This window comes from Fibrobacter sp. UWB1 (genome assembly GCF_002210325.1).
Taxonomy (GTDB): domain Bacteria; phylum Fibrobacterota; class Fibrobacteria; order Fibrobacterales; family Fibrobacteraceae; genus Fibrobacter.
In genome coordinates this window covers 255,237-282,183 of the sequence record NZ_MWQL01000003.1, presented here as the reverse complement: position 1 = coordinate 282,183, position 26,947 = coordinate 255,237, and the positions used below count along the sequence as shown (strand labels likewise).

General features: G+C 52.6%; 20 protein-coding genes and 1 tRNA gene. 16 read left to right on the top strand and 5 right to left on the bottom strand.

Annotated elements, in window-relative coordinates:
- Nucleotides 1-39 precede the first annotated feature (39 nt).
- From B7988_RS04370 to B7988_RS04360, 3 genes are all read left to right on the top strand, one after another.
- Nucleotides 40-1,329: a translocation protein TolB gene (locus tag B7988_RS04370; protein ID WP_249268845.1), complete on the top strand. Its 1,290-nt coding sequence runs from the start codon at nt 40-42 to the stop codon at nt 1,327-1,329.
- Nucleotides 1,326-1,913: an OmpA family protein gene (locus B7988_RS04365; RefSeq protein WP_088627719.1), complete on the top strand. Its 588-nt coding sequence runs from the start codon at nt 1,326-1,328 to the stop codon at nt 1,911-1,913. Before B7988_RS04370 ends, B7988_RS04365 begins: the two co-directional genes overlap by 4 nt.
- Before the next feature lie 78 nt (nt 1,914-1,991).
- Nucleotides 1,992-2,936, top strand: coding sequence for a tetratricopeptide repeat protein (locus tag B7988_RS04360; protein ID WP_141225555.1), 945 nt, complete (start codon nt 1,992-1,994; stop codon nt 2,934-2,936).
- A gap of 117 nt (nt 2,937-3,053) precedes the next feature.
- Here B7988_RS04360 and murA read toward each other — a convergent pair whose 3' ends face one another.
- A complete protein-coding gene (gene murA / locus B7988_RS04355) occupies nt 3,054-4,331 on the bottom strand; it encodes a UDP-N-acetylglucosamine 1-carboxyvinyltransferase (protein WP_073320510.1) in 1,278 nt (425 codons plus the stop codon).
- A 143-nt stretch (nt 4,332-4,474) separates the two neighbouring features.
- Entirely contained in the window at nt 4,475-5,218 is a 744-nt protein-coding gene (locus tag B7988_RS04350; protein WP_088656948.1) for an RDD family protein, read from the bottom strand.
- A 126-nt stretch (nt 5,219-5,344) separates the two neighbouring features.
- On the opposite strand from B7988_RS04350, the gene rapA reads away from it, so the two are divergent.
- The 5 genes from rapA (at nt 5,345) to B7988_RS04325 (ending at nt 13,490) form a co-directional block, all read left to right on the top strand.
- Nucleotides 5,345-8,329, top strand: a complete 2,985-nt coding sequence (rapA, locus tag B7988_RS04345) for an RNA polymerase-associated protein RapA (RefSeq protein WP_249268844.1) — start codon at nt 5,345-5,347, stop codon at nt 8,327-8,329.
- A 37-nt stretch (nt 8,330-8,366) separates the two neighbouring features.
- Entirely contained in the window at nt 8,367-9,506 is a 1,140-nt protein-coding gene (gene proB, locus B7988_RS04340) for a glutamate 5-kinase (protein WP_073320518.1), read from the top strand.
- 77 nt (nt 9,507-9,583) lie between these two features.
- Complete coding sequence (gene scpB, locus B7988_RS04335) at nt 9,584-10,291, top strand: SMC-Scp complex subunit ScpB (RefSeq protein WP_073055697.1); 708 nt, start codon at nt 9,584-9,586, stop codon at nt 10,289-10,291.
- Nucleotides 10,291-12,903: a DNA mismatch repair protein MutS gene (mutS, locus tag B7988_RS04330; protein ID WP_088656947.1), complete on the top strand. Its 2,613-nt coding sequence runs from the start codon at nt 10,291-10,293 to the stop codon at nt 12,901-12,903. Before scpB ends, mutS begins: the two co-directional genes overlap by 1 nt.
- 83 nt (nt 12,904-12,986) lie before the next feature.
- Nucleotides 12,987-13,490, top strand: coding sequence for a hypothetical protein (locus tag B7988_RS04325; protein WP_088656946.1), 504 nt, complete (start codon nt 12,987-12,989; stop codon nt 13,488-13,490).
- Between the two features lie 9 nt (nt 13,491-13,499).
- Here B7988_RS04325 and metF read toward each other — a convergent pair whose 3' ends face one another.
- Nucleotides 13,500-14,390, bottom strand: a complete 891-nt coding sequence (gene metF / locus B7988_RS04320) for a methylenetetrahydrofolate reductase [NAD(P)H] (RefSeq protein ID WP_088656945.1) — start codon at nt 14,388-14,390, stop codon at nt 13,500-13,502.
- Between the two features lie 152 nt (nt 14,391-14,542).
- On the opposite strand from metF, the gene B7988_RS04315 reads away from it, so the two are divergent.
- Nucleotides 14,543-14,616 (top strand) — tRNA-Arg (locus tag B7988_RS04315).
- A 62-nt stretch (nt 14,617-14,678) separates the two neighbouring features.
- Here the strand turns inward: B7988_RS04315 and groL are convergent.
- A complete protein-coding gene (groL, locus tag B7988_RS04310) occupies nt 14,679-16,310 on the bottom strand; it encodes a chaperonin GroEL (RefSeq protein WP_088656944.1) in 1,632 nt (543 codons plus the stop codon).
- A 140-nt stretch (nt 16,311-16,450) separates the two neighbouring features.
- On the bottom strand, nt 16,451-16,732 hold the full coding sequence (gene groES, locus B7988_RS04305) for a co-chaperone GroES (RefSeq protein WP_073320529.1): 282 nt from the start codon (nt 16,730-16,732) through the stop codon (nt 16,451-16,453).
- 509 nt (nt 16,733-17,241) lie between these two features.
- Between groES and B7988_RS04300 the strand changes: the two genes are divergently transcribed.
- From B7988_RS04300 to B7988_RS04270, 7 genes are all read left to right on the top strand, one after another.
- Nucleotides 17,242-19,878, top strand: coding sequence for a T9SS type A sorting domain-containing protein (locus B7988_RS04300; RefSeq protein ID WP_088656943.1), 2,637 nt, complete (start codon nt 17,242-17,244; stop codon nt 19,876-19,878).
- Between the two features lie 73 nt (nt 19,879-19,951).
- Complete coding sequence (locus B7988_RS04295) at nt 19,952-21,808, top strand: GDSL-type esterase/lipase family protein (protein WP_249268843.1); 1,857 nt, start codon at nt 19,952-19,954, stop codon at nt 21,806-21,808.
- Between the two features lie 127 nt (nt 21,809-21,935).
- Nucleotides 21,936-23,810 carry a GDSL-type esterase/lipase family protein gene (locus B7988_RS04290; RefSeq protein WP_249268842.1) on the top strand — a complete coding sequence of 625 codons (1,875 nt, stop codon included), beginning with the start codon at nt 21,936-21,938 and terminating at the stop codon, nt 23,808-23,810.
- A 14-nt stretch (nt 23,811-23,824) separates the two neighbouring features.
- Entirely contained in the window at nt 23,825-24,268 is a 444-nt protein-coding gene (locus B7988_RS04285) for a hypothetical protein (RefSeq protein WP_073320537.1), read from the top strand.
- A gap of 1 nt (nt 24,269) precedes the next feature.
- A complete protein-coding gene (locus B7988_RS04280; RefSeq protein ID WP_088656941.1) occupies nt 24,270-25,310 on the top strand; it encodes an NAD-dependent epimerase/dehydratase family protein in 1,041 nt (346 codons plus the stop codon).
- Nucleotides 25,303-26,070: a glycosyltransferase family 2 protein gene (locus B7988_RS04275; protein WP_088656940.1), complete on the top strand. Its 768-nt coding sequence runs from the start codon at nt 25,303-25,305 to the stop codon at nt 26,068-26,070. Before B7988_RS04280 ends, B7988_RS04275 begins: the two co-directional genes overlap by 8 nt.
- A gap of 5 nt (nt 26,071-26,075) precedes the next feature.
- The gene (locus tag B7988_RS04270) at nt 26,076-26,903 is read left to right on the top strand and encodes a deoxyribonuclease IV (RefSeq protein ID WP_088656939.1); all 828 of its coding nucleotides are present in this window, start codon (nt 26,076-26,078) and stop codon (nt 26,901-26,903) included.
- Nucleotides 26,904-26,947: the final 44 nt, after the last annotated feature.

Below are 26,947 nucleotides of genomic sequence, written 5' to 3'. Positions count from 1 at the left end.
GTATTATATTGAACAAACGAGTGGATTAGAATGGAAAAAATGAGATTTCTTGTAAGCGTCGCTGCCTTTGCATTGGCCATGCTGCCGGTGACATCGCATGCGACCATCGATACGATTGCCGTGGATGTGGGTATTTCTGTCTTCAAGACGATGCCCATTGGCGTTGTTCCCTTTGCAGAAAAGAAGTCCATTGACTGGATCGAAGAAAAACCACACTTGATTGTGACTCGCGATGCAAACCTTTCTGGCCGCTTCGATGTTGTTTCTTCGGACAAGTTTGACTTGCCGAAATTCAGTAAGGCCCATGCCAAGCATTACATTACGGGTAAGGTAACGCCTGTCGGCAAGATGCTGAAGGTGGAATGCTTCTTGTATGCTTCGCAGACCAAGGATGTTCTGCTTGGTGAATCTTACACGGTAGAACAGAAGGACATGCGCCGTGCCTTGCACCAGTTCTTTGACCAGGTGATTTACCGCCTGTGGGGCGAACGCGGCGTGGCCTCGACCAAGCTTGCTTATGTGTCCAAGATGGACGGCGTCAAGCAGGTGGTGGTGTCCGACTATGACGGATTCCATCGCAGCCAGATTACCCGCGACACGACGATTAGCATGATGCCTGTTTGGATGAAGGGCAATGCCGGTCTTTATTATGTGAATTTCAAGACGCACCGTCCGAAGCTTTATTCCAAGACTTTTGGTGGCGTGGAAAAGTCGGTGTTCCCGCAGTTGGAACAGACTTATAGCCCGGCTGTGAACCCGAAGACTGGCGAGCTCTTGTTCTCGAGCACAGTGGACGGCAAGACGGATTTGTATATCGGTAACCCCGAAACGGGCAAGGCCAAGAAATTCGCTTACCTCAAGTCGAACCAGACGAGCCCGGCCTGGAGCCCGTATGCCTCGGAAGTGCTGTTTACCAGTGACCGTGGCGGTGGCCCGCAGATTTTTGCGATGAGCAAGGATGGTTCCGATTTGCGCCGCGTGACTTTTATGGGTCGCTATAACGAACGCGCCGCCTGGTCGCCTGAAGGGGACCGCATTGCCTACACCTCGATGGATGCCGGCCACATGAACATTTACACCTGCGCTCTCGACGGTTCTGACATTGTGCAGCTTACGAGTAACGCCGGTAACAACGAACACCCCACTTGGTCGCCCGATGGCAAGCTGATTGCTTTCGCGAGCAACCGTAGCGGTTCGTACCAGATTTACATTATGAGAAAGGACGGTTCCAACGTTACGCGAATTACCAATTCCGGTGAAAACACTTCGCCCACTTGGTCCTTTTTCTATGACGATTTTAAACAACCAAAAAAGGAAGGTAAAAAATGAAGAACTTCGTTAAACTCGCTGTAGTGGCATCTGCCGCAGCCCTCTGCCTCGTTGCTTGCGCCAAGAAGCAGCAGCCTCAGACTGAACCGGAAGCTGCTCCGGCTCCGGCCGCGGTTGCTCCGGCTGCAGAACCCAACGCAGATTCCCTGGCTGCTGAACAGGCTCGCCTCGAAGCCGAACGCCTGGCTGCTGAACGCGCCCGCTTGGAAGCTGAACGCGCCCGTCTCGAAGCCTTGATCAACCAGATCATGAGCGAAGACGTGTACTTTGACTTTGACCGTTCTGAACTCACCGAAAAGGCTAAGGAACTCCTGGCTCAGGTGGGCGAACTCCTGATTAAGGAAGAACGCTTCACGATTACGATTGAAGGCCACACCGATGCTCGCGGTACCGAAGACTACAACTTCACTCTCGGTGCAAAGCGTGCCATGAAGGTGAAGGAATTCCTCGTTGCTTACGGCATTGACGCCAAGCGTATGGAATCGGTCAGTTACGGTAAGGAAGCTCCGAAGGTTGAAGGTGCAACCGAAGAAGCCTACTCCCAGAACCGTCGCGCCAACTTCCGCGTGAACATCAAGGAATAAGATTCTTTAAATTTCGTCCTCGTCTTGCCTGTTACTGCAGGCGAGGAATTTTGCGGGTAATTAAAAAGAACTTGTTATATGAAAAACAAAAAATTGAACATCGTATTTCCCTTGCTTATGGTCGCAGCCCTGACGGGTTGTAGCCAGATGACGGTACTCCGTACGCAGGAAATGAAGGCTGTCGGCGCTGAAGTTCAGGCCAACCTTGATTCTGTCGCTGTACGGCTTCAGGCTCAAAATGATTCTCTGCGTGCAGAACTTGATGCGGCTGAGCTTGCTCAAAAACGCATGCAGGCCGAAATCACTATGCTTTCTCGCCGCGTTGCAGACGAGTCCGAACGTAACGATTCCAGGCAAGAAGAAATCATCTACCGCTTGGATATGTTGCTCGGCAAGTCCGACAAGATCTTGGCGAAGAAGGTAGTCGTGAGCGGTGCGCCTACAGCGCCCGTGTCCATGGATAGCCTGGAACGCGAAGCCGAAAAGCTCGTGGAAGCCGAAGCGATGTTCAATACGGCCCGCTCCGATTACCATCGTGGCGAATTCAAGCTGGCCTACAGCGGTTTCAAGCAGGTTTACGAACAAATGAAAGAAGGCGAACTCGCCGAGAATTCGCTTTACTGGATGGCTCTCTGCCTGATTGATGTTGCCCAGGTTGACAAGGCGAAAAAGGTCTTTGCCCGCATGTCGGAAGCCTTCCCCGACGGCCAGAAGACCTGCCCCGCATTGTTCAAGCTTTCGGGCCTTTATGGCGAAGAATGCGACATCAACATGCAGAAGCAGTACTTGCAGAAGATTCTTTCGACCAAGTCTTGCGAAAAGTCTGCTGAATTCGAACAGGCCGCCGAAATGTTGCAGGAAATCTTGGAAAAAGAAGACAAGAAATCTGCCGGTGAACCTGTGGAACGTTGCGTGCCTGTGGTTCGCGAACCGGTCAAGCCGACCTCCCGCAAGTCGACGACCGATAATGCTTCTGAACCGACTGCAAGCGCAACGACCGAATCTACGGAAGCCGCTCTGTAATAGTTCAAAAACTTTCAAAACGAAAACTCCGACGATTGCCTCGCCGGAGTTTTTTTATTTCAAAATTTCAACTTCGAAAAATAAATTCCGAAATCTGAACTCAGAATTCTGAACTTGCTACGGTTCGTCCGCGTCGATGATGACGCGCTTGACTTCGGCACCGAGCTTAGCCATTTTAGCTTCGAAGTCTTCGTAACCGCGGTCCAGGTGGTAAATGCGGCTGATCTTGGTTTCGCCTTCTGCGATTAACGCGGCGAGCACGAGGGCTGCGCTTGCACGCAGGTCGGAGCCCATCACGTCGGCGCCTTCGAGCGGGAGCCCGCCTTTGATGGTGGCGGTGTTACCGCTGAGTGTAATGTTTGCACCCAGGCGTTCCATTTCGGCCACATGCTTAAAGCGGTCATTGTAGACGGTATCTTGAATCACGCTGTTGCCCGGAACCGAGAGGAGCGTTGCCATGAGGGGCGCCTGCATGTCGGTGGGGTAGCCCGGAAACGGGAGCGTCTGAATCGTAATCGGCTTGAGTTCCACGTTGCGGGCGTCGACTTCGGCCCAGTCGGGGCCGACGGAAACCTTACAGTTCATGTCGCGGAAGGCATCGAGCGTCGAGGCGATGTGTTCGGGAATGATCTTGGTGACCTTCACGCGGCCACGCGTAATGGCGGCGCCGCAGAGGAAGGTGCCTGCTTCGATACGGTCGGGAATGGTGACGCCATTACCCGGGCGTAGAGCTTCTACGCCCTGCACCGTAAGGGTGCGCGTGCCGCGACCTTGAATTTTCGCGCCCATGCCGATGAGGTAATCGACGAGGTTATCGATTTCAGGTTCGAGGGCTGCATTCTGCAGGACGCTCGTGCCCTTGGCAAGCGTTGCGGCCATGAGTACGTTCACCGTGGCGCCCACGCTCGAAATCGGGAAATGGAATGTACCGCCCGGTAGGCGCCCATCGCAGGTGGCTTCGACATAGCCATGCGTTACCGTAATCTTTGCACCGAGCGCCTCGAGCCCTTTCAAGTGAAGGTCAACCGGGCGCGGGCCCCAGGCGCAACCGCCCGGGAGCGAAACGCGGCAGCGGCCAAAGCGTGCTACCAGAGGGCCAAGCACGTAAAAGCTTGCACGCATGGTCTTCACGAGTTCGTAAGGGGCTTCCAGATGGTCGGCACCGCGGGTGTCGATTCTTAAGGTGTGGGCTTCGCCACCGATGTGGCAACCGATCACGCGCAGCACGTCAGACATGGTCTTCATGTCTTTCAAGTGCGGGACGTTCGTGATTTCGGAGACGCCGTCGGCTAAGAGGGCTGCGGCCATGACGGCCAAAACGGCGTTCTTGGCGCCGGAAATTTCAACTTCGCCGTCGAGCGGCTTTTTAACCTGAGGTACAATAAACTGGTACATAATAAATTCAGAATTATGAATTCGGATCTCGTAATTGTTTTCCGAGGAAAATATAGTAATTCTGAAATTTGCAATCTCAAGGAACGATATATAATGTGTGATGTGTAATGTGAAATGTCTAATCCCACATTTCACATCTCACATTACTTCTTGAGCTTGTCATGTACAACCCTGGTGCGGGCGATGTAATCGTGGAGGGCGCGCCGCTTGGGGTCAATAAAGACAATCAGGTAGCCAAGGCCGTAGAACATGAGCGTGCATTGCGTAATCAGGCTTGCGATAAAGCGGAGTGCGGCACTTACCCAGCTCATGGGTTCACCGTGGGCGACTTCGACATGTATTTTCACGAGCATTTTGCCAGGGGTGGCCGACTTGATGGCTGTAAACGCAATAAAGTAAATGGCCTGTACCACACCCCACATAATCAGGAACAGGTGCGTGCCGGGAATGTCAATCACCTTGTTCAAAGCCTCTTCGGAGGTGGGATTGCTAATGTAGGCGTTCATAGCGTCGGCGAGGGCGTTCAGGTCAATCGCCTGAACGGCGCTCATGATCACCAGAATCAAGACGCCTGTTGCAGACAAAATAACGTTGTCGATAAAGTAGGCGATAGCGCGGACAAAGAATCCGGCGTAATGCTTGCCTTTATTGTGCTCGGCAATAATGGCTTCCAGGGCCTGCTTGATCTGTTCTTCTTCGGAGAGCGGAACTTCCTTGGATTCTTCGGTGTCTTTCCAGGCGACCCAGGCTTCCATGCCCGAATGCCACACTAAAGTTTCGTCTTTTATTGTGCCGTCTTTTACAAAGTCCCTGATTTCGTCGATATTAAAGGGACCCTTGCGTCGTTCACCGTCTGTTACAGTTTCATCTATAAAATACCATATCATACGAGGTAAATATAGAACTTAGAACTTAGAACCTAGAACTAAGAACATAAAATTTGTGGTATGAAACTTGGATTTTCTCTAAGCTCTGCCAACTAAGTTCTGCCAACTTTTTTAAATTTAGGAGGTATGATGAATTTCAAGATTGGCCAACGCTATGTAAGTCAATCGGAACCTACTCTCGGGCTTGGTATAGTCACCGAGGTGCAAGACCGTATTGTTAAGATTTCTTTCCCCGCTGTAAGTGATGTCCGTTGCTACCGTTCCATGGGTGCCCCTGTGGACCGCTTTGAACTTTCGGTGGGTGATACCGCCAAGAGCGAAAAGGGTATGTCTTTTACCGTGGAATCGGTGAAAGAGGTGGACGGCTTGTTAGTGTATACGGGTCGTGCCGGCAGACAGATGAAGGAATCTGAACTGAGCGGCAAGATTTCGATTGCGCGTCCTGCGGACTTGTTCAAGGCCCTCATGGAAAACCGCGTGTCGAACAGCGTGCAGTTCGGTCGCCGTGAATCGGCCATGGAACTTTCTTGCAAGTGGATTTCGTCGCCGGTGCGTGGCATGATTGGTCCGCGTACCTCGATGATTCCGCACCAGTATTACCTGTGCAGCCGCGCTTGCGATAGTTCTACGCTCCCGCGCTTGATGCTCTCTGACGAAGTGGGCCTCGGCAAGACGATTGAAGCCGGCATGATTTGGCATGCACTCAAGGCCCGCGGTCGCCTGACCCGTACGTTGATTATTGTGCCCGAAACGCTCAAGCACCAGTGGCTTGTTGAAATGAAGCGCCGCTTTAACCACTTGTTCACTCTGGTGGACGAGGGCTACATCAAGGGCCTGTTCGTGAACGACGACGATGACCGCCCGAATCCGTTCACGATTGCAAACGATATTATTTGCTCCATCGATTTCTTGATCAAGCAGCCCGCGTTGATCGAAGACTTGCTCAAGACAACTTGGGACATGGTGATTATTGACGAAGCGCACCACCTGGTTTGCGAAGACGGATTCACGAGCCACGAATACTTGCTCGCTAACGCCGTGATTCAGCGCTCGAAGGGTGTGCTGCTTTTGACGGGTACGCCGCTGCAGTTCCATCCGGAATCGCAGTTCAACCGCTTGAAGATGCTCGACCCCGTGCGCTTTGCGGACTACAACAGCTTTATCAAGGACCAGGACGCTTACCGCAAGCTGGTGAACGAACTTTCGAAGTTGCCGACGGACCCCGGCCAGACCATGAGCTGGGACGACTTGAACGAATGCGTGCCGAAGAAGTCGATTATCCGCCCGTGGCTTGAACAGGAAAGCGCAAAGAGCATGCCGGCCGACGAATGGATCCGCCGCATTGTAGATGCCGTGGGTACAGGTTCGGTGGTGTTCCGCAATACCCGTAAGGGCGTGGGTGGATTCCCGAAGCGCGTGCTCGACGAAATCCCGCTGGAACCGAACAAGAATTACCGCGACATGGTGAACGTGGCTGCCGAAAACGACCTCGACATGTCCACCGACATTCAGGAAAATGGCCTCTTGTGCACGAGCTATTCCGACGCCTGGGCGCTCGACGAACGCTACGTGTGGCTCAAGGGATTCTTGAAGGAACACGCGGGCGACAAGGTGCTCCTGATTTGCGAATCCATCCAGGTGGTTCAAGCTCTTGAAACGCTCTTGAACGAATACATGGGCGAGGGCGCCTTCTCGATGTTCCATGAGAACATGACGATTATGGCCCGCGACAAGGCCGCTGCAAACTTCAGTAAAGAAAACGGCGCGAACTTGTTGATTGCATCTGAAATCGGTTCCGAAGGCCGCAACTTCCAGTTTGCCCATCACCTGATTCTATTCGACTTGCCGCTCGATGCAGCCTTGGTGGAACAGCGTATTGGCCGCTTGGATCGTATCGGTCAGACCGAAAACATCATTATTCACGTGCCGTATGTGAAGGGCTCCGGTCAGGAAGTCATGTTCCGCTGGTACCACAACGGCTTGAACGCCTTCGGCACTCCGATGATGAGCGGTGGCGAACTCTTCCTCAAGTACACCGACGAACTGATTGCCGCTTTGGCCGAACCGCAGGCATTGCTCCAGAATTTTGTCGATACCGTAATCCCTAAGGTCAAGAAGGATTGCGATACCATGCGCAAGAATATCGAGAAGGGGCGTGACCGTCTGTTGGAATTCAATTCCCGCAATCCGGCGAAGGCTAAAGAAATCACCGATGCCATCTTGAAGATTGACGCCGACAAGGATTTGGAAACGCTCGTGTTCTCGTCGCTGATGGACCGCGGTCTTGAAATCGAAAAGAGTAAGATCAAGGGCTGCTACATCATTAGCATGGGTACGCAGGTGGAATCGGGCTCGATTCCTGGTATGCCGGAAAGCGTTGGCATGGCGGGCGCCGGTGGCGGTGGCCGCGTGACGCAGGCCGTGGGTAATTTTGAAGAAAGTTCGGGCGGTGGCGATGAAGATGCTCGCTTCTGCGATACGTCTAGCTTGACTGTGACCTTTGACCGCAACGTGGCCATGGTGCACGACGAAGTGGACTTCGTGAGCTTGGAACACCCGCTTTCGCAGGGCGTGATTGACTTTGAAACTTCGCTCGACAATGGTGCCGTGGCATGCAACATCTGGCAGAATTCCGGAATGCGTGGCCTTGTGATGCAGTACAACTTTGCGGTGGACTTCTCGGTCTCCGAAGAATGGGGCGTGTCTGACCTTGCGGGCCCGCGCTACATTAGCGTGCTCGTGAACCCGACGGGTGAAGACTTGACCGAAAAGGTGCCGGAACTGAAGAACGCAAACTTCAAGGATGTGCCTGTTCCGCAGGGGAACGCTGCCGTGAACATGACGCTCAAGTACTTTGGCAAAGAAGGCCTCGCCATTGCACGCCGCATTGTGTCTGCCAAGGCAAAAGAAATCGCCGAGGTGGCAGCAGAAGCTGTCGAAGCCCGCGCCGAACAGGAATACCAGCGCATGAACCATTTGCTGAGCATGCGTGGCAAGGCGGGCAACAACGCCCAGCTGCAACAGCTCCGCAAGAACGCGCAGGAATGGAAAAAGATTATTTCAAACCCGCAGATTCGCCTAGACGCGATTAGATTGCTTGTTTGCCGTTAACCACTGTCTACTTCTAACTTCCTACTGTCTACTACATATGAGTGAATTAAGAAAGAATATTCTCGATGAATCCCGCCGTATTGTCGTAAAGATCGGGTCCCGTATTTTGGTCGACTCCGAAAAGGGCGGCGTTCGCACCCGTTATATCCAGAAACTAGCAGATTCCGTTGCTCGCCTCATGGAAGCGGGCAAGGAAGTTGTGATTGTCACAAGCGGTGCCGTGGGAACAGGCATGAGCCAGCTCGGTTACAAGGAAAAGCCGACGGTGCTTGCCGAAAAGCAGGCCTGCGCTGCCGTGGGTCAGATTGACCTCATGTACGCCTACCGCGAAATGTTCCGTTGGATGCAACTTTCGGTGGGCCAGATTCTTTTGTCTGCCGAAGACTTCCGCGACCGCAACCGCTACAAGAATTTGCAGAACACCATCAAGGCGATGCTTGCCCGCAAGATTGTTCCGATTATCAATGAAAACGACTCGCTGGCTGTTGCCGAAATCAAGGTGGGCGATAACGACAAACTTTCGAGCGATGTGGCGCTGTTCCTTGATGCCGACTTGCTTTTGATTTTCACGGACGAAGACGGACTCTTCGATGATAATCCGAAGAAGAATCCGAATGCACGCCTTTTGCGCTTTGTGCCTGAAATTACGCCTGCGGTGCTTGCACTCGCGGGTAAGCCCGGCGAGACGGGCTCCGCTGTAAGTACCGGCGGAATGCGTAGCAAGCTCGAAGCGATTCGCAACGTGACCAAGAGTGGTTGCAACGCGTTCCTCGCGAGCGGCATGAAGGTGTTGCCGCATCAGGTGATTTTTGAAAACGCCGAAGGAACCTTGTTTGTTGGCTCCAAGAAAAAGCTCAACAGCCGTCAGCGCTGGCTCAGCTTCATTACGACTCCGCGCGGGGCCGTGGTGGTGGACGAAGGTGGCGTGAAGGCTCTGCGCGAAAAGCATTCCAGCCTGCTCCCCGTGGGTGTGTGCGCGGTGAAAAAGCATTTTGACAAGGGCGACCTGATTGAAGTCTTGAGCGAAACCGGCGAGCCGGTGGCACGCGGTGTCGCGAAGTTCGACAGCGAAACCTTGAAACTTGTGCTTCACAAGAAGACCGCCCAGATTCACGAACTCTTGGGCAAGGATGTCGCCGACGAACTCATCCACAAGAATGACTTGGTTGTGTTCTAGCTTAGAATGTCATCCCGGCCCCCGAGCCGGGATCTATTGGTAGATCTTGAACTGAAAATTTGTATCTTGGTAAGCGTATGGAAGAAAATCAGAATTTGGACGATTTGGCCGAAGAATCGGCGGAACTCCCGAAAGTCGAGAGCCAAGAGGATTTGGCCCGCATTATCCAGGCGCTCGTATTTGCGTCTCCTGACATTGTGACGCTTAAAAAGCTGCGTGAAATTCTGGGTGATTTTCTGGATGCGCGCTTGGTGTCCGATGCTTTGATTGCGGCGAACGATTCGCTGAACAAGATTAATTCCCCGTTCGAAATTGTGGAACAGGCCGGCGGTTACCGCTTTAGGACCCGCGCCAAGTATTACCCGTGGGTGCGCAAGTTGTTCCCCGAAGCAAACGCCCGCAGGCTCAGCCAGGCGGCGCTTGAAACCTTGGCGGTGATTGCTTACCAGCAGCCGATTACCAAGGCGGCGATTGAACAGGTGCGTGGCGTGTCGTCGGTGGACGGCCCGATCCGTAACTTGCTCGACAAGGGCTTTATTGCGCTGGGTAGCCGTGCCGATACGGTGGGTAACCCCTATACCTACGTGACCACGCAGGAATTCATGAAGTATTTTGGCATCAACCGCATTCCTGAAGACCTGCCGCGACTCCGCGAATTCAGTGAACTTCTGGAAGCGGGCGCCTTGGTGCCGCAGTATGCGAAACCCGAATCGGTGAGTCCCGAAGAACCCAAGCAGCCCGAAGAAAATCCGGACCAGGTTGAATTGTCGATGGGAGATGCCTAATGGCTGTGACCCCGTTAATGCAGCAGTATTACGAGATCAAGAAACAGAATCCCGGCTGCATCTTGTTTTTTAGAATGGGCGACTTCTTCGAACTTTTCGAAGACGATGCCGTGGTTGCCTCCAAAATTTTAGGACTTACGCTCACGAGCCGCAACAACGGCGCCTCGGGAGCAACGCCTTTGTGCGGGTTCCCGCACCATGCCGCGGACCGCTACGTGCCCAAGATGGTGGCGGCGGGTTACCGCATCGCCATTTGCGAACAGGTGGAAGACCCGAAACTCGCAAAGGGAATCGTCAAGCGCGACATTGTGGAAATCATCAGTGCCGGCACCGCGATGGACGAGTCGAACCTGAATGCGAAAGAGGCGAATTACCTTTGCGCCTTCATTCCCGAAAAGGATTCGGTCTCGTTTGCGATTGCCGACGTGACGACTGGCTACTTGGCAGCGTGCAAGAGCTCGGTGCAGGCTTTTGAATGTGAATTCTGCCGCCGCATGCCGAAAGAAGTTGTGGTGCCCGAAGGAACCGTGATTCCTAGCGGAGTGATGGACTTGATTCGCTCCGAAAACATTCTGGTGACAGAACTTCCGGCATTCCTGTTCGGCGAAGATTCCGCGAAGGATGTGCTGTTTACGCACTTTAAGGTCGAGGCTTTGGACGGTCTCGGCCTCGATGGGCGAGTGGTCGAAACCCAGGTGACGGGAGCGCTTCTCCAGTACCTGATGGACCAGAAGAAGTCCGAACTTTCGCACTTTACGACGCTCGAGATTCTGAATCTCAACGACTACATGACGCTTGACCCGAGCACGCTGCGTAATCTGGAACTGGTGCGTCCGCTGAATGCCGACGACATCAGCAGCACGCTCTGCTACGTGCTCGACTTTACGGTGACCGCGATGGGCGGGCGCAACTTGAAGGAATGGGTGAGTCACCCGCTGATTTCGGTGGACCGCATTAAGGAACGTGAAGAAGCCGTCGAAGAACTTGTCAATAATCCGGTCGCTCTTGACGAACTGAAGGAATCGCTGACTTCGATTCTCGATATGGAACGCCTGATGGGCCGCGTCGGTTCTGGCCGCGCGAATGCCCGCGACTTGGCGGGCATGGGCCGTTCGCTTTCGCAGGCATCCAAGGTGGCCGATGTGCTTGAGGGTTTGAATTCGCCGATTTTTGAACCGATGCGAGAGGCCCTCATTGCCGCCCGAGGCCGTGGCGAAGAACTCCTCTCGCAGTTTAACGATGACTTGCCGCTGACGGTTCGCGAGGGCGGCATGATTCGCGCGGGTGCTAACGCGGAACTCGATGCCATGAACGAAGACATCAAGGAACGCCGCGAATGGATTGCCTCTTTGGAAGTCCGCGAGCGCGAACGCCTCGGAATCCCGAGCCTGAAGGTTGGCTACAACCGCGTTTTCGGTTACTATATCGAAATTACTAAGGCGCAGATGGCGAAGGCGACCGCTCCGATTCCCGATGAATACATCCGCAAGCAGACGACGGTGAACGGCGAACGCTATATTACGCCCGAGATGAAGGAATGCGAATCCATCATCAGTAACGCCGAAGTCAACATTCATGCGCTGGAATACAAGATTTTCTGCGAACTCCGCGAACGCGTGAACAGCTGGCGTGCCGAACTGCAGGAAATCGCAAATGCCATTGCGCATGTCGATACGCTTTACAGCTTTGCCCGCGCCGCCCGCAAGTACAATTACGTTCGCCCCGAAGTCTTCGAAGGCTCGGGTATCGAAATCAAGGGCGGTTTCCATCCGGTGATTGTCGCGGTGAATTCCGACCTCGACTTTATCCCGAATGATGTGAATCTTTCGCCCGAAGCGACCCGCCTGATGCTCATTACGGGCCCGAACATGGCTGGTAAGTCGACTTACCTGCGCCAGACGGGTCTCATTGTGCTCATGGCGCAAATCGGCTGCTTTGTGCCGGCAGAAAGTGCCCGCATCGGCGTGGTGGACCGCATCTTTACGCGCGTGGGTGCCAGCGACCGCCTGAGCCGCGGCCTTTCGACGTTCATGGTCGAAATGATTGAAACCGCGAACATCTTGCGCAATGCGACTTCGCACAGCTTGGTTCTCCTCGACGAAATCGGTCGCGGAACGAGCACCTTTGACGGCCTCTCGATTGCGTGGGCGATTGTAGAAACGCTGCACGACGAACCGGCCCGCGCCGCCATCACGCTGTTTGCAACGCACTACCACGAACTCACGGGCCTTGTCGAAAGCCTTGAACACGCCGGCAACTTCCAGGTGGGCGTTCAAGAAAAGGGCGATAAGCTCATCTTCTTGCATAAGATTTTGGAAGGCGCTTGCGACTCCAGCTACGGTATTCACGTGGCCGAAATGGCGGGCCTTCCGAACAACGTGCTGCGTCGTGCCCGCAAGATTCTTTTGCGCCTCGAAAAGCAGAAGATTGACCCGAGCGATGGTGCTACCCACAAGAAGCTTATGGAAAAGCCGCAGGTCGACCTGTTCGCGCCTCCCGACGAATCTACGCAGCTTCTCAAGGAAGAAATCCGTCGCCTGAAACCCGAAGAAATGACTCCGATCCAGGCGCTCCAGTGCCTGATGGACCTGAAGGAACACTACGGAAAATAATTCGGAATTCAGATTTCAGAATTATGAATTAAATTTTATATAGGTAATTCTGAATTCCGAACTCCGAAATCTGAATTAGATCTATGCTAGATTTTGCTGCCTTACAGGAGTTTGTCTATAGCAATCGAATCGTGGATTCGACGATTCATGGACTTGCTCATTGGCGGCAGGTGGAATTTAACGGCTTGCTCCTTGCGCCCATTACTGGTGCCGACGTGACAGTCGTGCGGCTGTTCGCACTCTTTCACGACTGCAAGCGCGAAGATGACGGCTACGATGGCGAACATGGCGAGCGCAGCGCAGCTTTTGCCAAGGAATGTTTCGAAAAGGGACTCCTCGATATTACGCAGGAACAGTTCGACCAACTGTACCATGCCTGCTTCTATCACACTAAGGAACATCAGACTGATAATCCGACCATCAACACCTGCTACGATGCCGACCGCCTAGACCTCGGCCGCGTAGGTATGCATCTGGATCCTAAAAAGATGGCTACCACTCCGGGTGCAAGAATCGCCCACAAGTCTTTGCGGGCGAAAGTTGATGTCTATGAAATGCGCGAATGGTTAAAGACGGTTAATCTTTAACTTGCGAAATTAACCGGCAAAATTCTTTCCGAGAATCGCAGAGACATTTTTTAGAATGCCTTCTGCAACGTCGGGCTTGTTCATGGAATACACGTGAACGTTGGTGATGCCGTTGGCGTACAGGTCGATAATCTGGTCGCTTGCGTAGATGATGCCCGCCTGCTTCATGGCCTCCGGGTCGCTTCCGAACTTGTCGACCAGCGACTTGAAGCGTTGCGGCATAAAGGAGCCCGAAAGCTTGATGGCGCGTTCCACCTGGTTTGCGTTGGTAATCGGCATAATGCCGGGGAGCACCGGGCAGTTGACGCCTGCATCGCGCAACTTGTAGAGGAAACTGAAGAACAGGTTGTTGTCAAAAACCATCTGCGTGGTCAAAAAGTCTGCGCCGGCATCCACCTTTTCTTTAAGGTGCTTGATATCTTCGGCCTGGTTGACGCTTTCGGGGTGCTTTTCGGGGTAGCAGGCGGCGCCAATGCAGAAGTCTGCATTGGATGCCTTGAGTTCGCGGATAAGCTCGACGGCGTAGTGGTAGTCGCAGTTGTCGCGGCCTTTTTCGATGAGTTCCGGGGTCAAGTCGCCGCGGAGAGCCATCACATTCTTGATGCCTGCGGCCTTCATGTCTTCAATGCGCTGGTGCACAGTGTCCTTGCTGCTTGAGACACAGGTGAGGTGGGCGAGCATCGGGATGTTGAACTTTTCCTTGAGGTTTTTCGCGATATCGAGTGTGAAATGGCTCACGCCGCCGCCTGCACCGTAGGTGACGCTCATGAATGCGGGGCCGAGCGCCGCAATGGATTCTGTCGCCGCCTTCACGTTTTCGAAGCTCGTCTCTTTTTTAGGCGGGAACACTTCGAACGAAAGGCTCATCTTATCTTGCTTCAGAATGTCTACAATCTTCATAATCTCTCCGTGGGCGGGTCAAACCGGCGTCCTAGGTTTATGCAAATATTTTAATATATGCATAAATATAGATAATGTTTCTGAAAGTGGCAACTGGAATTATGAAATAGTCAATGAAAACTTGAAAAATTTTTCTATATTTGCGCCACAACGCTCGAGTAGCTCAGTTGGATAGAGCAATTGCCTTCTAAGCAATGGGTCGTGGGTTCGAATCCCGCCTCGAGTATATAAAAGAGGCTCCCGAATGGGAGCCTCTTTCCATAAGGAGTAGAATCTAGCGGCTTTAGATTACATCATGCCGCCCATGCCCATGGACGGGTCCATGGCAGGAGCTGCCGGCTTCGGTTCCTTCTTTTCTGCAATCACGCAGTCAGTGGTAAGAATCATCGAAGCGATGGAGGATGCATTCTTGAGAGCCGTACGGGTCACCTTGGCCGGGTCAATCACACCGGCCTTGATGAGGTCTTCGTAGGTGTCAGTCTTGGCGTTGTAGCCGAAGCTATCCTTGCCTTCCTTCACCTTGTTCACCACGACAGAGCCTTCGAGGCCTGCGTTCTGGACAATCTGACGGAGAGGTTCTTCGATAGCGCGGCGGATGATGGCGGCACCAGTCTTCTGGTCGGCGTTATCGAACTTGAGGGCGTCAATAGCCTTTTCGGCACGGATGAGGGCAACGCCACCACCCGGAACGATACCTTCTTCGACGGCAGCGCGGGTTGCGTGCATAGCATCGTCGACGCGGTCTTTCTTTTCCTTCATTTCAACTTCAGTAGCGGCACCGACCTTGATCACGGCCACGCCGCCAGCGAGCTTAGCCAAGCGTTCCTGGAGCTTTTCGCGGTCGTAGTCGCTCGTGGTAGCTTCGATCTGCTTCTTGATCTGGGCGATACGGCCCTTGATAGAAGCGGCGTCGCCAGCACCTTCAACGATCGTGGTGTTGTCCTTCGTGATGGTGATAGACTTGGCCTGACCGAGCACGGTCACCGGAGCGTCTTCGAGCTTAGCGCCGGTGTCTTCGGAAACGAGCATACCGCCAGTGAGGATAGCGATGTCTTCGAGCATGGCCTTACGACGGTCACCGAAGCCCGGAGCCTTGACGGCAGCGACCTTCAGGGTGCCGCGCATCTTGTTCACAACGAGCGTTGCGAGAGCTTCGCCATCGACGTCTTCGGCGATGATGAGGAGAGACTTGCCCTGCTTTGCCACATGTTCGAGCATCGGCAGCAAATCCTTCATGGTAGAAATCTTCTTGTCGTACAGCAAGATGTACGGGTTTTCGAGGTTTACTTCCATGCTGTCAGTGTTAGTGACAAAGTACGGAGAGAGGTAGCCGCGGTCGAACTGCATACCTTCGACAACGTCGAGAACGGTTTCAGCGGTCTTGGATTCTTCGATGGTAATCACGCCATCGTTACCGACCTTTTCCATAGCGTTGGCGAGGAGTTCGCCAATTTCGGGGTCGTTGTTTGCAGAAATCGTTGCGACCTGGGCAATGTGTTCCTTGCCATTGATCTTCACGGCCATCTTGCCGATTTCTTCGATGACGGCGTCAACTGCAGCGTCCATACCGCGCTTGATGTCCATCGGGTTTGCTCCGGCGGCCACGTTCTTGAGGCCTTCGCGAGTAATAGCTTGGGCGAGCACGGTAGCGGTGGTGGTACCGTCACCAGCAGCGTCGCTCGTCTTGTTGGCGACTTCCTTGGCCATCTGGGCGCCGAGGTTTTCGTAGGCGTCTTCCAGTTCCACTTCCTTAGCGACAGACACACCGTCCTTGGTGACGTTCGGGGCACCGAAGGCCTTTGCGATCATCACGTTACGGCCCTTAGGACCGAGGGTGACCTTGACTGCGTTGGCGAGTTTGTCGACACCCTTCATCAGGGATTCGCGAGCTGCTACATCAAACTTAAGTTGCTTTGCCATTGTTGTTTTCCTTTTTTATTTAAAACTTTTTGTTGAAAGAGTAGGAAGTAGGCAGTAGACGGTAGACAGTTTAATAGCTAGGCGGCGAAGCCGCGATTGTAAATACTTTCTACTTCTAACTTCCTACTGTCTACTAACCACTACAGAGTAGCGATGACGTCCGATTCCTTCACGATCAGGTAGTTTTCGCCATCAACAGTGACTTCAGTACCGCTGTACTTGCCGTAAAGCACCACGTCGCCGACCTTGACTTCCATGGCAACGAGTTCACCCTTGTCGTTCTTGCGACCCGGGCCCACGGCCACGACCTTACCCTGCATCGGCTTTTCCTTGGCGTTGTCCGGGATAAAGAGACCCGAAGAGGTCTTCTGTTCGGCTTCTGCCGGCTTGACGACGATTCGATCTGCAAGAGGCTTAATCATTTTCACTTTTCCTTTTTTGCGGGCTTTTGCGCCCTGATTGAACTTTTTAGTCCATGTTGGACTATTTTTTTGTTTCGCCCTAGAGTAAGCAATTTCTGTGCCAAGTCCTATTGGTGGGCGATTTGTGTCTGTTTTGGTGTTTTTTGGCGTCTTACAGTATCGTTTTGAAACGTTTTTGGCGGCTTTTAAGGTTTTAAGGAGGACGTGTTTTAATTTGAAACAGTGTATTTTGCTTGTGGCGGGCCTGCGGGCGATTCCGTAATTGTCCACACTTGACGGCATTAATGAAGAAGTGTAGACTTTTTATTTTTATTACAATTATTAAAAACGCCTAATTGTCTTCAAAAATTTTTAAATAATGTGGACTTTTTATAAAAATTTTGATTATATTTAGAAAAGGAATTGCTGTGGAGTCCTGTTGTCTAAAGACTACAACTAAGAATAATTTGCGTTCTGTTTTTAGCATTTAGAAATAGATTAGCAGTAAGGCCATAGAAAATGGAGTTTATATGGGTATTGGTTTAAAAACATCGACAGTTTTTGCAGGAGCAGTCCTGGCTTTTGGTCTTGCGTCGCCCTCTTTCGCGGCGACCCGCCAAATGGAAAAACTTTCGCGTGGCCTTGCTGTAGCGAATACGGGCAAGGGTATGCTTGTGAGCTGGCGCCTCTTGGGCACCGAGAATCCGGACACGGAATTCAACCTTTACCGTGACGGAACGAAAATCGCCACCATCGGAAAGACTGCTGGCACGAACTACCTGGACGCTGACGGCAAGACGACTTCCAAGTATACGGTCGCGGCAGTAGTTGGCGGCAAGGAAGGGGCCAAGCAGGGTGTTTCCGTGGTGCTCGACAAGACGGTCTCCAACAGCGGAAAGTCTTTTCCGTACAAGACGATTAAACTGGAAGTCCCCGCGGCACAGACGATGCCTGACGGCGAAAAGTGTACGTACACTCCCAATGACGTGAGTACGGCCGACCTCGACGGCGACGGCGAATACGAACTTATCTTGAAGTGGGACCCGAGCAATGCCCACGACAACTCCCAGACGGGCTACACGGGCACGGTGTTCATCGACGCCTACAAGCTCGACGGTACGCGCCTGTGGCGTATCGACCTCGGCAAGAACATTCGCGCGGGTGCTCACTACACGCAGTTCCAGGTGTTTGACTACGATGGCGACGGCAAGGCCGAAATGATCGTGAAGACTGCCGACGGTACCATTGACGGTACGGGCAAGGCGATTGGCGACAAGTCGAAGGATTACCGCAGCTCTGCGGGAACAATCCTCGATGGTCCCGAATACCTGACTGTTTTCCGCGGTGTTGACGGTGCGGCGATTACGACGGTCACGTACGAACCGAGCCGCAATATCTTGAGCCATTCTTCGCCCCAGGCCAAGGGCAAGTGGGGCGACAACTACGGCAACCGCTGCGAACGCTACCTGGCGGCAACGGGCTACTTGGATGGCGTGCATCCGAGCGCTATTTTCGCTCGCGGCTATTATAGCTCTGCCTACGTGGCTGCCTACGATTTCGATGGAAAGGACTTGAAGCTGCGTTGGCTCCACAAGTCCGAAGACCCGGACAAGGGGCTTTACGGCGAAGGAAACCACAGCCTCCAGGCGGCTGACCTCGATGGCGATGGTTACGATGAAGTGTTCTTCGGGGCAGCAGCCTTGAACCACGATGGAACGCTGCGCTACCGCACTGGCCTCGGTCATGGCGATGCCCATCACATCGGTGATTTGGATCCGGATCTTCCGGGGCTTGAATCCTGGGATGTGCACGAACACAAGAATGCCCAGTACACCGAAGAAATGCGTGCCAACGATGGCAAGATTATTTGGGGCACTCCGCAGCCTTCTGCCGAAGGTGTTGATAATGGCCGCGGTATGGCGGCGGACGTTGATTCTGAATATCGTGGCTATGAAATGTGGTCTGCGAAGGGCGGTGGAATGAAAACCGCCAAGGGTAAGCTCATTGGTACGCCTGCCGTGTCTCAGAATTTCCGTATTTATTTTGACGGTGATGAATACGATGAGCTTTTGGATGGCGCCTACGTGACCAAGTTCAATTCATCTTCGAAAAAGTCCGAGGTGTATTTCGACGGGCCTGCTGCTCTCGGTGCTACGGGTTGCAATGGCACCAAGAATACGCCGAGCCTTGTGGCCGACCTCTTCGGCGACTGGCGCGAAGAACTGGTGGTGCGTAGCGAAAAGGACCCGACCACGATTTACATCGTCTCGACTCCGGTAGAAAGCAAGCTCCGCGTCTATACGCTGATGCACGATGCTACCTACCGCACGGCGGTCGCTTCCGAAAATACGGCTTACAACCAGCCGCCTCACGTGGGCTATTATCTGCCCGATATGGTCAAGTCGCTCAAGCAGCCGAGCATCTTCGTTGTGGGCGAGGACCCGGCACCTGCCGACACGACTCCGGTGGTGAACAACGGAAAGTCCGAACTGGATGCCTCTACCCCGAAGGATGGCAAGGGCTGGACGGAAACGACCAACGAGGGCTTCCTCAAGAACGGCTATTATAACTTTGACAATGCGCTTTCGAGCTACGGCACTTGGGAAATCTTCTCGAAGACCGAGGCGAAGACGACGCTTATGGTGCGCTTCACGAACGGTGGGAGTACTTCCCGCAATATGGCGGTTACCGTAAATGGCGCTTCTGCCGGCACGATAAGCTTCCCCTCGACAGATGCCTCCTGGACGACGTATTCCGAAGCCAAGGTCGATGTGAAGCTGGTCGCGGGCGTGAACACGATTACGTTTACCTCGATGACAAGTGACGGTGGACCGAACTTTGACATGTTCACTTTCGGTATCGACGGTGTAGAACTCTATGACGGTACACAGAAGATTGATAATCCGACTGCACTTGCGGTAATTCCGTTCAAGAGCGGTGTGGCCTTCAATCCTTCCACAGGCGTACTCTTTACCCCGAGGGGCGGCTTTGCCGAAGTGTACTTCTACGACATGTCCGGTGCGATGCGCCTGGGTATCTCGAAGAATGTTTCTGCGGGATCTACAGCGATGGCACTCGACCAAGAACTGCTCCCGAAGGGAATGTACTTGGTGAAGGTTAAACTTAACGGAAAGGCTGTTTCGACGAAGAAATTCTCGAAGCTATAAACACCTCACTGCCTAGCCTTGGTCTTTCGAGTGTTGGACCGGGGCTAGGCGATTTTTGGTTTTGGTTATGAAAATGTTTAATAAATTTTGGCAATCTGCCGTAATCGCATCGATGGTCGTGGCGCCGCTCACATGGTCGGCAGTGACCATCTATATGTGTGGCGACTCCACCATGCAGGACTGGAACGAAGGCTACTATCCCAAGCAGGGACAGGGACAGGATTTCCATTTCTGGTTTGATCCGACCAAGGCTACGGTCGTGAATCGCGGCCAGGGTGGCATGTCGCTCGGTGGCGGCGGTCTTGACAAGAAGGGTAATACCGCTGTCGGCTATTACGACATGTTCTTCAAGAAAGGTTGCTCCAATGGCAACTGCATCGCTGAAAAACTCAAGGCGGGCGACTATGTCGTGATCCAGTTCGGTATTAACGACGTGAACTACAGTACCGAAGAATTCTTTGCTTCGAACATGAAAAAGATGGTGAGCGATGTCCGCGCAAAGGGTGCGTACCCGATTATCATGAGCCCGATTCGTCGTAAGTATTACGATTCCCCGACGCAGATTCACAATAGTTACCGCGGCTACCCGGCGCTGAACAAGAGCCTTGCCGAAGAACTCAACGTGCCGTTTATCGACATGAGCGAGATGGTCGCGAACTACATGATTTCTGTGGGTGAACGCTATGCGGAACAGTATGTCTTCAACTATGCGACCAAGTCGGAATACAGTAACCTTGGCAGTGACCAGACTGACGCCGTGCATTTGCAGATGAACGGTGCGAATGCTTTCGGGCGCATTATTACCGAACAGATGCGTGCGCATACGGACCCAATCGTGAAAAAGCTCGGCGACTACATGGCGCCCATGTACCAGGTCGAAGTCAAGGTGAGCCCCGAAGGTGCTGCCGAAGCGACTTCGATTAACGCCTATTACCCGAAGGGCATGACCGTGATGCTCAAGACCATCCCGAAGGAAGGCAAGAAGTTCTTGGGCTGGTACGACGGTAACGGCAACAAGGTGGGTGCCCCGAGCCGTTCGAACGTGAAGTCTCCTTACATTCATACGTTCGTGATGGGGAGTGCCTCGACGCAGTTCACGGCGGTTTACGAGGGCGGAACGGCGCAGAAATATACCGGCGATGGTGCTGCGTTAACCGCATTCCCGACCACGACCCCGAAGAGCCTTGACGATGTGACCTTTGTTCCGTTTACCCCGATTGGAGGCAGCACGCAGGATACGGTGAAAATTGACAAGGATATCAAGAAATTCTTTGATGCAAGCACTCCGGATACGGCTGGAATCGGCTGGACTCAGAACGAATGGACTGGCTTTACGGGCGAAGGCTATTACAATCTGGATAATACGAATGCCTCGTTTGCCGCATATAAGGTCAAGTTCCCAGGCGCAGGCTATGTGACGCTTGCGGTGCGCTATGCAAACGGTGGATCGTCGGACCGTATGTTCAACGCTTATTTGGACCACGACTACCTCGTGAGTGCGCCTCCGACGGGTGGTTGGGACAAGTGGGATACCGCCTACGTGGTGATGGATGCTCCGCAAGGTGAAGCCGAACTCAAGATCATGTCGCTTACAAGCGATGGCGCTCCGAATCTAGATGCCTTTGGTTTCAGTATCGACGGCGTTTGCCGCGTAAGCGAAGGCTGCACCGAAGATACGTCGACGACTATTTTGAATAAGGTTCGCGATGTGACTGGTTTTGCTTTGCATGGCGAAATGCTGCGCCTTGTTGGTACGGAACGTGCACATGTGAATGTGTTCGATATGAGTGGTCGTCTGGTGGCAAAGCGAATTGTCGAAAACGCATCAGAAGTTTCGCTAGCAACGATGGTGAAGTCTGCCGGACTCTACCGCGTTGTGGTGAAGCAGGGTAACACGAAGTTTAACGCAAACTGGGTCAAGGTTAAATAGGATACAAAGTGTCATCCTGAGCGCAGAACCGAAGGTTCGTAGTCGAAGGATCTAAGGAACTCTTTATATGAGATCTTTCGACTTCGCTAAAGCTTCGCTCAAGATGACACAAGGAATGGTTGGAAAAATGAAATCGTTGTTCAAATTTTTCATCGCTGCAGCGGTGTTCGCGGGTGTTGCCGTAAGCGATTCCACCAGTTTCGCAATTTACGTGGTTGGCGATTCTACAGTTTGTACGTACAAGGATAGCGCCTACCCGCAAACGGGCTGGGGTCAGGTACTTGGTTATTTCTTTGACGCATCTCGCGTGAAGGTGAATAACTATGCCATCGGTGGCCGCAGTTCTAGAACCTTTATTGAAGAAGGCCGTTTGGACGAAGTCAAGGGCAAGCTCCAGAAGGGTGATTACCTGTTCGTGCAGTTTGGCCATAACGACCGCGACTACAGCAAGGCGGCCCGCTATGTGGAACCCTCCCAGTTTTCGGGCTATATCCAGAAATATGTGGATGCTGCCAAGGCGAAGGGGGCTAATGCCATTTTGATTTCGCCGATGAACTTGAACGGTAGCCGCAACGTGTTCTCTACCGGCGACAAAAATTACGATGCCCGCGGCATGATGCAGACGGTGGCGAAGAACAACAAGGTCCCGTTTGTGGATTTGAACATGAAGTCGTACAATACCTACAATACGACTTACAAGAACATGCCGGATTACGTGACACGTTATCTGTACAAGAAACTGGAGAAGGGCGAATATCCGAATTACCCGGATGGCGTGAACGATGGAACGACACATTTCCAGGAGATGGGCTCGATGGGCCATGCCCAGATGATTTGCGAAGAACTTGAAGAAAATCTCAAGAGCAATTCGAATCTTTCTGCCGACGCAAAGGCGGCACTCACCACGCTTGTTTCTACTATCAAGAAACGTTACACCATCAAGGTGCAGACTAACCTTTCGAATTACAACGGTCTTATCACGCAGACACAGTATTTCCCGGCGGGTTCCCCGATGACGCTCCGCGTGACTCCGAACGGTCAGACCTTCGAAAAGTGGGTGGACGACGACTGTAACGAAATCTCGAAGAACATGATTTATTACGGTTTCAAGACCAAGGCCCGCAATATCACTTATACGGCGATGTTCAAGGGCGGTTCCGAATGCAAGAAAATTGCTCACGATAGCGAAGAATCCGGCAACGAAAATCCCACGTCCTCTAGCTCCGAGGGTCCGGAATCTTCGAGTTCCATTGATCCGAAACTTTGCTTCGATGGTACAGCCGACGCGGCATGGCCTTCTCCGATCGATATGGCAAGTCCCGAAATTGCAGATGGCTTGACTGAAACGAACCACGAAGGTTATACGGGCCAGGGCTTCTTCAATATTGAAAACAGCGCCTACAGCACTGCTACTTATAAGTTGACGTCCGACCAGTCTGCATCGAATGCCCGCGTCATGATTCGCTATTCGTTCCAGGGGAATACCAATCGCGACATGAAAATCACGATTGACAACGGAACGTATGATGTGGCATTCCCCTCGACAGGTAGCTGGGACAAGTGGGATACCGCCTACATCGAAGATGTCTGGGTAGACGCTCTCGATTTCAAGATGAAGATTGCTTCGACGACAAGTGATGGCGGCCCGAATATCGACATGATTGCCTTCAACATGAAGGGCGTGTACCGCACCGGTTGCAAACCCGCAAAGGTTGAAAACGATATTGAATCGTCTTCGAGCGGCACGACGATTGTCAGTGTACGTCCGGCTCCGAGCCTGCATTTTGATGCACGAAACCAGACAATCACGACAGCCGGTGGAATGTTGATGGTTCAGGTGTCCGATGCAATGGGCAAGGTGGTTGCCCAAGAAACGCACAATGTCGCTCCCGGTACGGTTCCGTTGCTGCAAAATCAGTCGAAAATGACGTCTGGGCGTTATTTCGTGCGGGTTCAGCTCAATGGACAGGTCTTGATGTCTTCATTTTTGTATATTAAGTAAAAAATGGAGGCTTTATGAAGCTTTTTAAATTGATGGCATCTGTATGCGCTGTGTCTGCTGCATTTATGTTTGCTGCTTGCGATGATTCTTCGTCTGCAAGCTCCAATGACGAACCCTCTGCATCCAATGATTGCTCCGTCGAAGATGGCGTGAAGGTTGTTTCTCCCAAGAAGGGCGATTCCTTCAAGATGGGCGATACCATCACCGTGATTTATGGTTCTGACGTGCAAGGTTCCGGTTACCGTTTCGTCTTCAAGACTTCTGAAGAAGATGCTGGCCTTGATATGCTCGAAGAATCTGCCGGTCCCATGAAACCGGACGGCAAGAAGTGCTATGAACAGAAGGTCGTATTGACCGAAGACGTGGCAGAACCGACCAATACGGCAATCATTCGCGTGGTTCCGTACGAACAGACTGCCAAGGGCGCAAATTCCGGTACCTTCAAGGTGACCGAGTAATTTGAACTCGACTCTCGAATTTAAAGATTCTTCAATCACCGTAGCCCTTGTGGGTTGCGGTGGTTTTATTGGTAGCCACCTTTTGCGAGCCATCTTTGAACGCACGAGTTGGCGCGTTTTTGGTGTTGATCTTGATTCCTATCGCATTCAGGAGCATTTGGCGAATCCTCGCTTTGAATTCCTTAGCGCAGACCTTGCAAACCCCGAGGTGGTAAAGCGTATTGCGCAGTATCCTGTAGTGGTCAACTTGGCGGCGATTTGTACGCCCGGGCGCTACATGGCCGAAGCAGCCGAGGTGATTCGCAGCAATTACGACCTTCCGCGGGCACTTGCAGACGCCTGTGCCCAAAGCGGCAGTTGGCTGATTCATTTTTCGACATCCGAAATATACGGCAAGACGGCGGCTGATTCGGGTGCGCTTCTCGAAGACGAGTCCGAAATTGTGCTTGGGCCAGTAGCGGCGAGTCGCTGGAGCTATGCGACGGCCAAACTCTTGACCGAACGCTACTTGGCCGGTCTGGACGGACTCCATTGGACGGTGGTTCGACCGTTTAATTTCGTGGGCCCGTTTATGGATTTCATGCCGGGGGTCGATGGCGAAGGGATTCCTCGCGTGCTTGCGAATTTCTCGACGGCACTTGTTCGTGGGGAATCGCTAAAACTTGTAAATGGAGGTGTTGCGAAACGCTGCTTTACCTCGGTGCACGATGCGGTGGACTTTATGTTCTGCCTGTTTGCTGCCGGGGAGTGCGCTTTTTCGCAGGCGTTCAATGTGGGCAATGCGGCAAACGAAGTCTCGATTGCAGAACTTGCTCAACTGATGCGCTCCGTGTATGCCGTTATTAAGGGTGTGCATGAAAACGAAGTGCCTGGAGTCGAGGTGATTCCGGGCGAAGAGTATTACGGGAAGGGGTACGACGATTCCTTGCGTCGTTTACCTTCTGTCGAAAAAGCGGAACGCCTGGTTGGCTTCAAGGCCAAGATTCCGTTGAAGAATGCTCTGGAAGAATCCTTAACATGGTTTGCACACCATTATGGCTAACGACTACTTTATATTTGTTCCTGCTTATAACGTTGCCGGTACGCTTGCGTCGGTTTTGGAAAAAATTTCTGATAACGTTTGGAACAAGTCTCTCGTCTTGATTATTGATGACGGTTCTACGGACGATACACGTAGCGCCTATGAAGATTTTGCGAGCTCGCTTGCCGAAGAGCAAAAGTACCGTTTACGCTATATGCGGTTTGAACAAAATAACGGCTACGGTGCTGTGGTCAAGAAAGGAGTTGCCGAAGGGCTTCGTTCCGGTGCAGAACTGGTAGCCTGTTTGCATGGCGATGGACAGTACCCGGCAGAGCAACTGGATGAATTTTTTGACTATCTCAAGACGGTCAACAATGTTGACCACGGAGACGAAAGAAAGTTTGCCTTGGTGCAGGGCTCTCGCCATTTGACTCGTGGTGGAGCTAAAGCCGGAAATATGCCCTTGTACAAGCGCTTGGGCGGAACCTTCTTGACCTTGATTGAAAATTTTGCCTTTTACCAGAAACTCACGGACCGCCACAGCGGATTTATCGTGTACGATTCCGAGTTTTTGAGGACGCTTGAATTGGATAAATTGAGTTCTTCGTTCGATATCGATCTCGAGATTATTTCGATTGCGGATTCTTTGGGCTACAAGCTTGCGGAACTTCCGATTCCGACGCGTTACGCCGATGAAAAATCGAACTTGAATGTGGTTACCTATGGCTTGCGCGTATTGCGACAAGTCTTTAGACGATTTGCGACTCGTTTAACTGCTTAAAGTATATGCATATCGGTTGTCATTTATCTTCTTCGGCGGGCTTTTTGGCCATGGGGCAGACGGCGCTTTCGATCGGCGCTGATACTTTTCAGTTTTTTACGCGGAATCCTCGCGGCGGGTCGGCAAAGCCCTTTGACGCGGCCGATGCAAATGCGCTTGTCAAGTTGCTGATTGACAACCATTTTGCTCCGATTCTGGCGCATGCTCCTTATACGCTGAATGCTTGCGCTGCTGACGAAGGCTTGCGGCAGTATGCGGTTGACGTGATGATCGATGACATCTGGCGTATGGATCACTTTCCGAGGGCGATGTACAATTTTCACCCTGGAAGCCATGTGAAGCAAGGTGTCGAAGTGGGCGTGGACTTGATTTCTCGCGCGCTGAACCAGATTTTAAAGCCGGAACAAAAGACGCTTGTGCTGCTTGAAACGATGGCGGGCAAGGGCTCCGAGGTGGGCCGTACTTTTGAGGAACTGCGTGCTATTATTGACCGCGTAGAGCTGGGCGATAAACTGGGAGTTTGCCTGGATACTTGCCATGTGTTCGATGGCGGTTATGATATTATTGACGACTTGGACGGCGTCCTTGAACAATTTGACAAGGTGATTGGCTTAAAACGTTTGAAAGCGATTCACCTGAACGACAGCAAGAACCCCATGGGTAGCCACAAGGACCGTCATGAGGTTTTAGGGGCGGGGTATATCGGCTTGGATGCGCTGACGCGGGTGGCAAACCATGCAGCGCTGAAGAATTTGCCGTTTTACCTGGAAACGCCGAATGAATTGCCCGGCTACGCAAAAGAAATTGCCTTGATGCGCGAAAGGGCGAAGTAAATAGCCTTAGGCCACACGGATTTGGAATCACTAACGTGATTCCT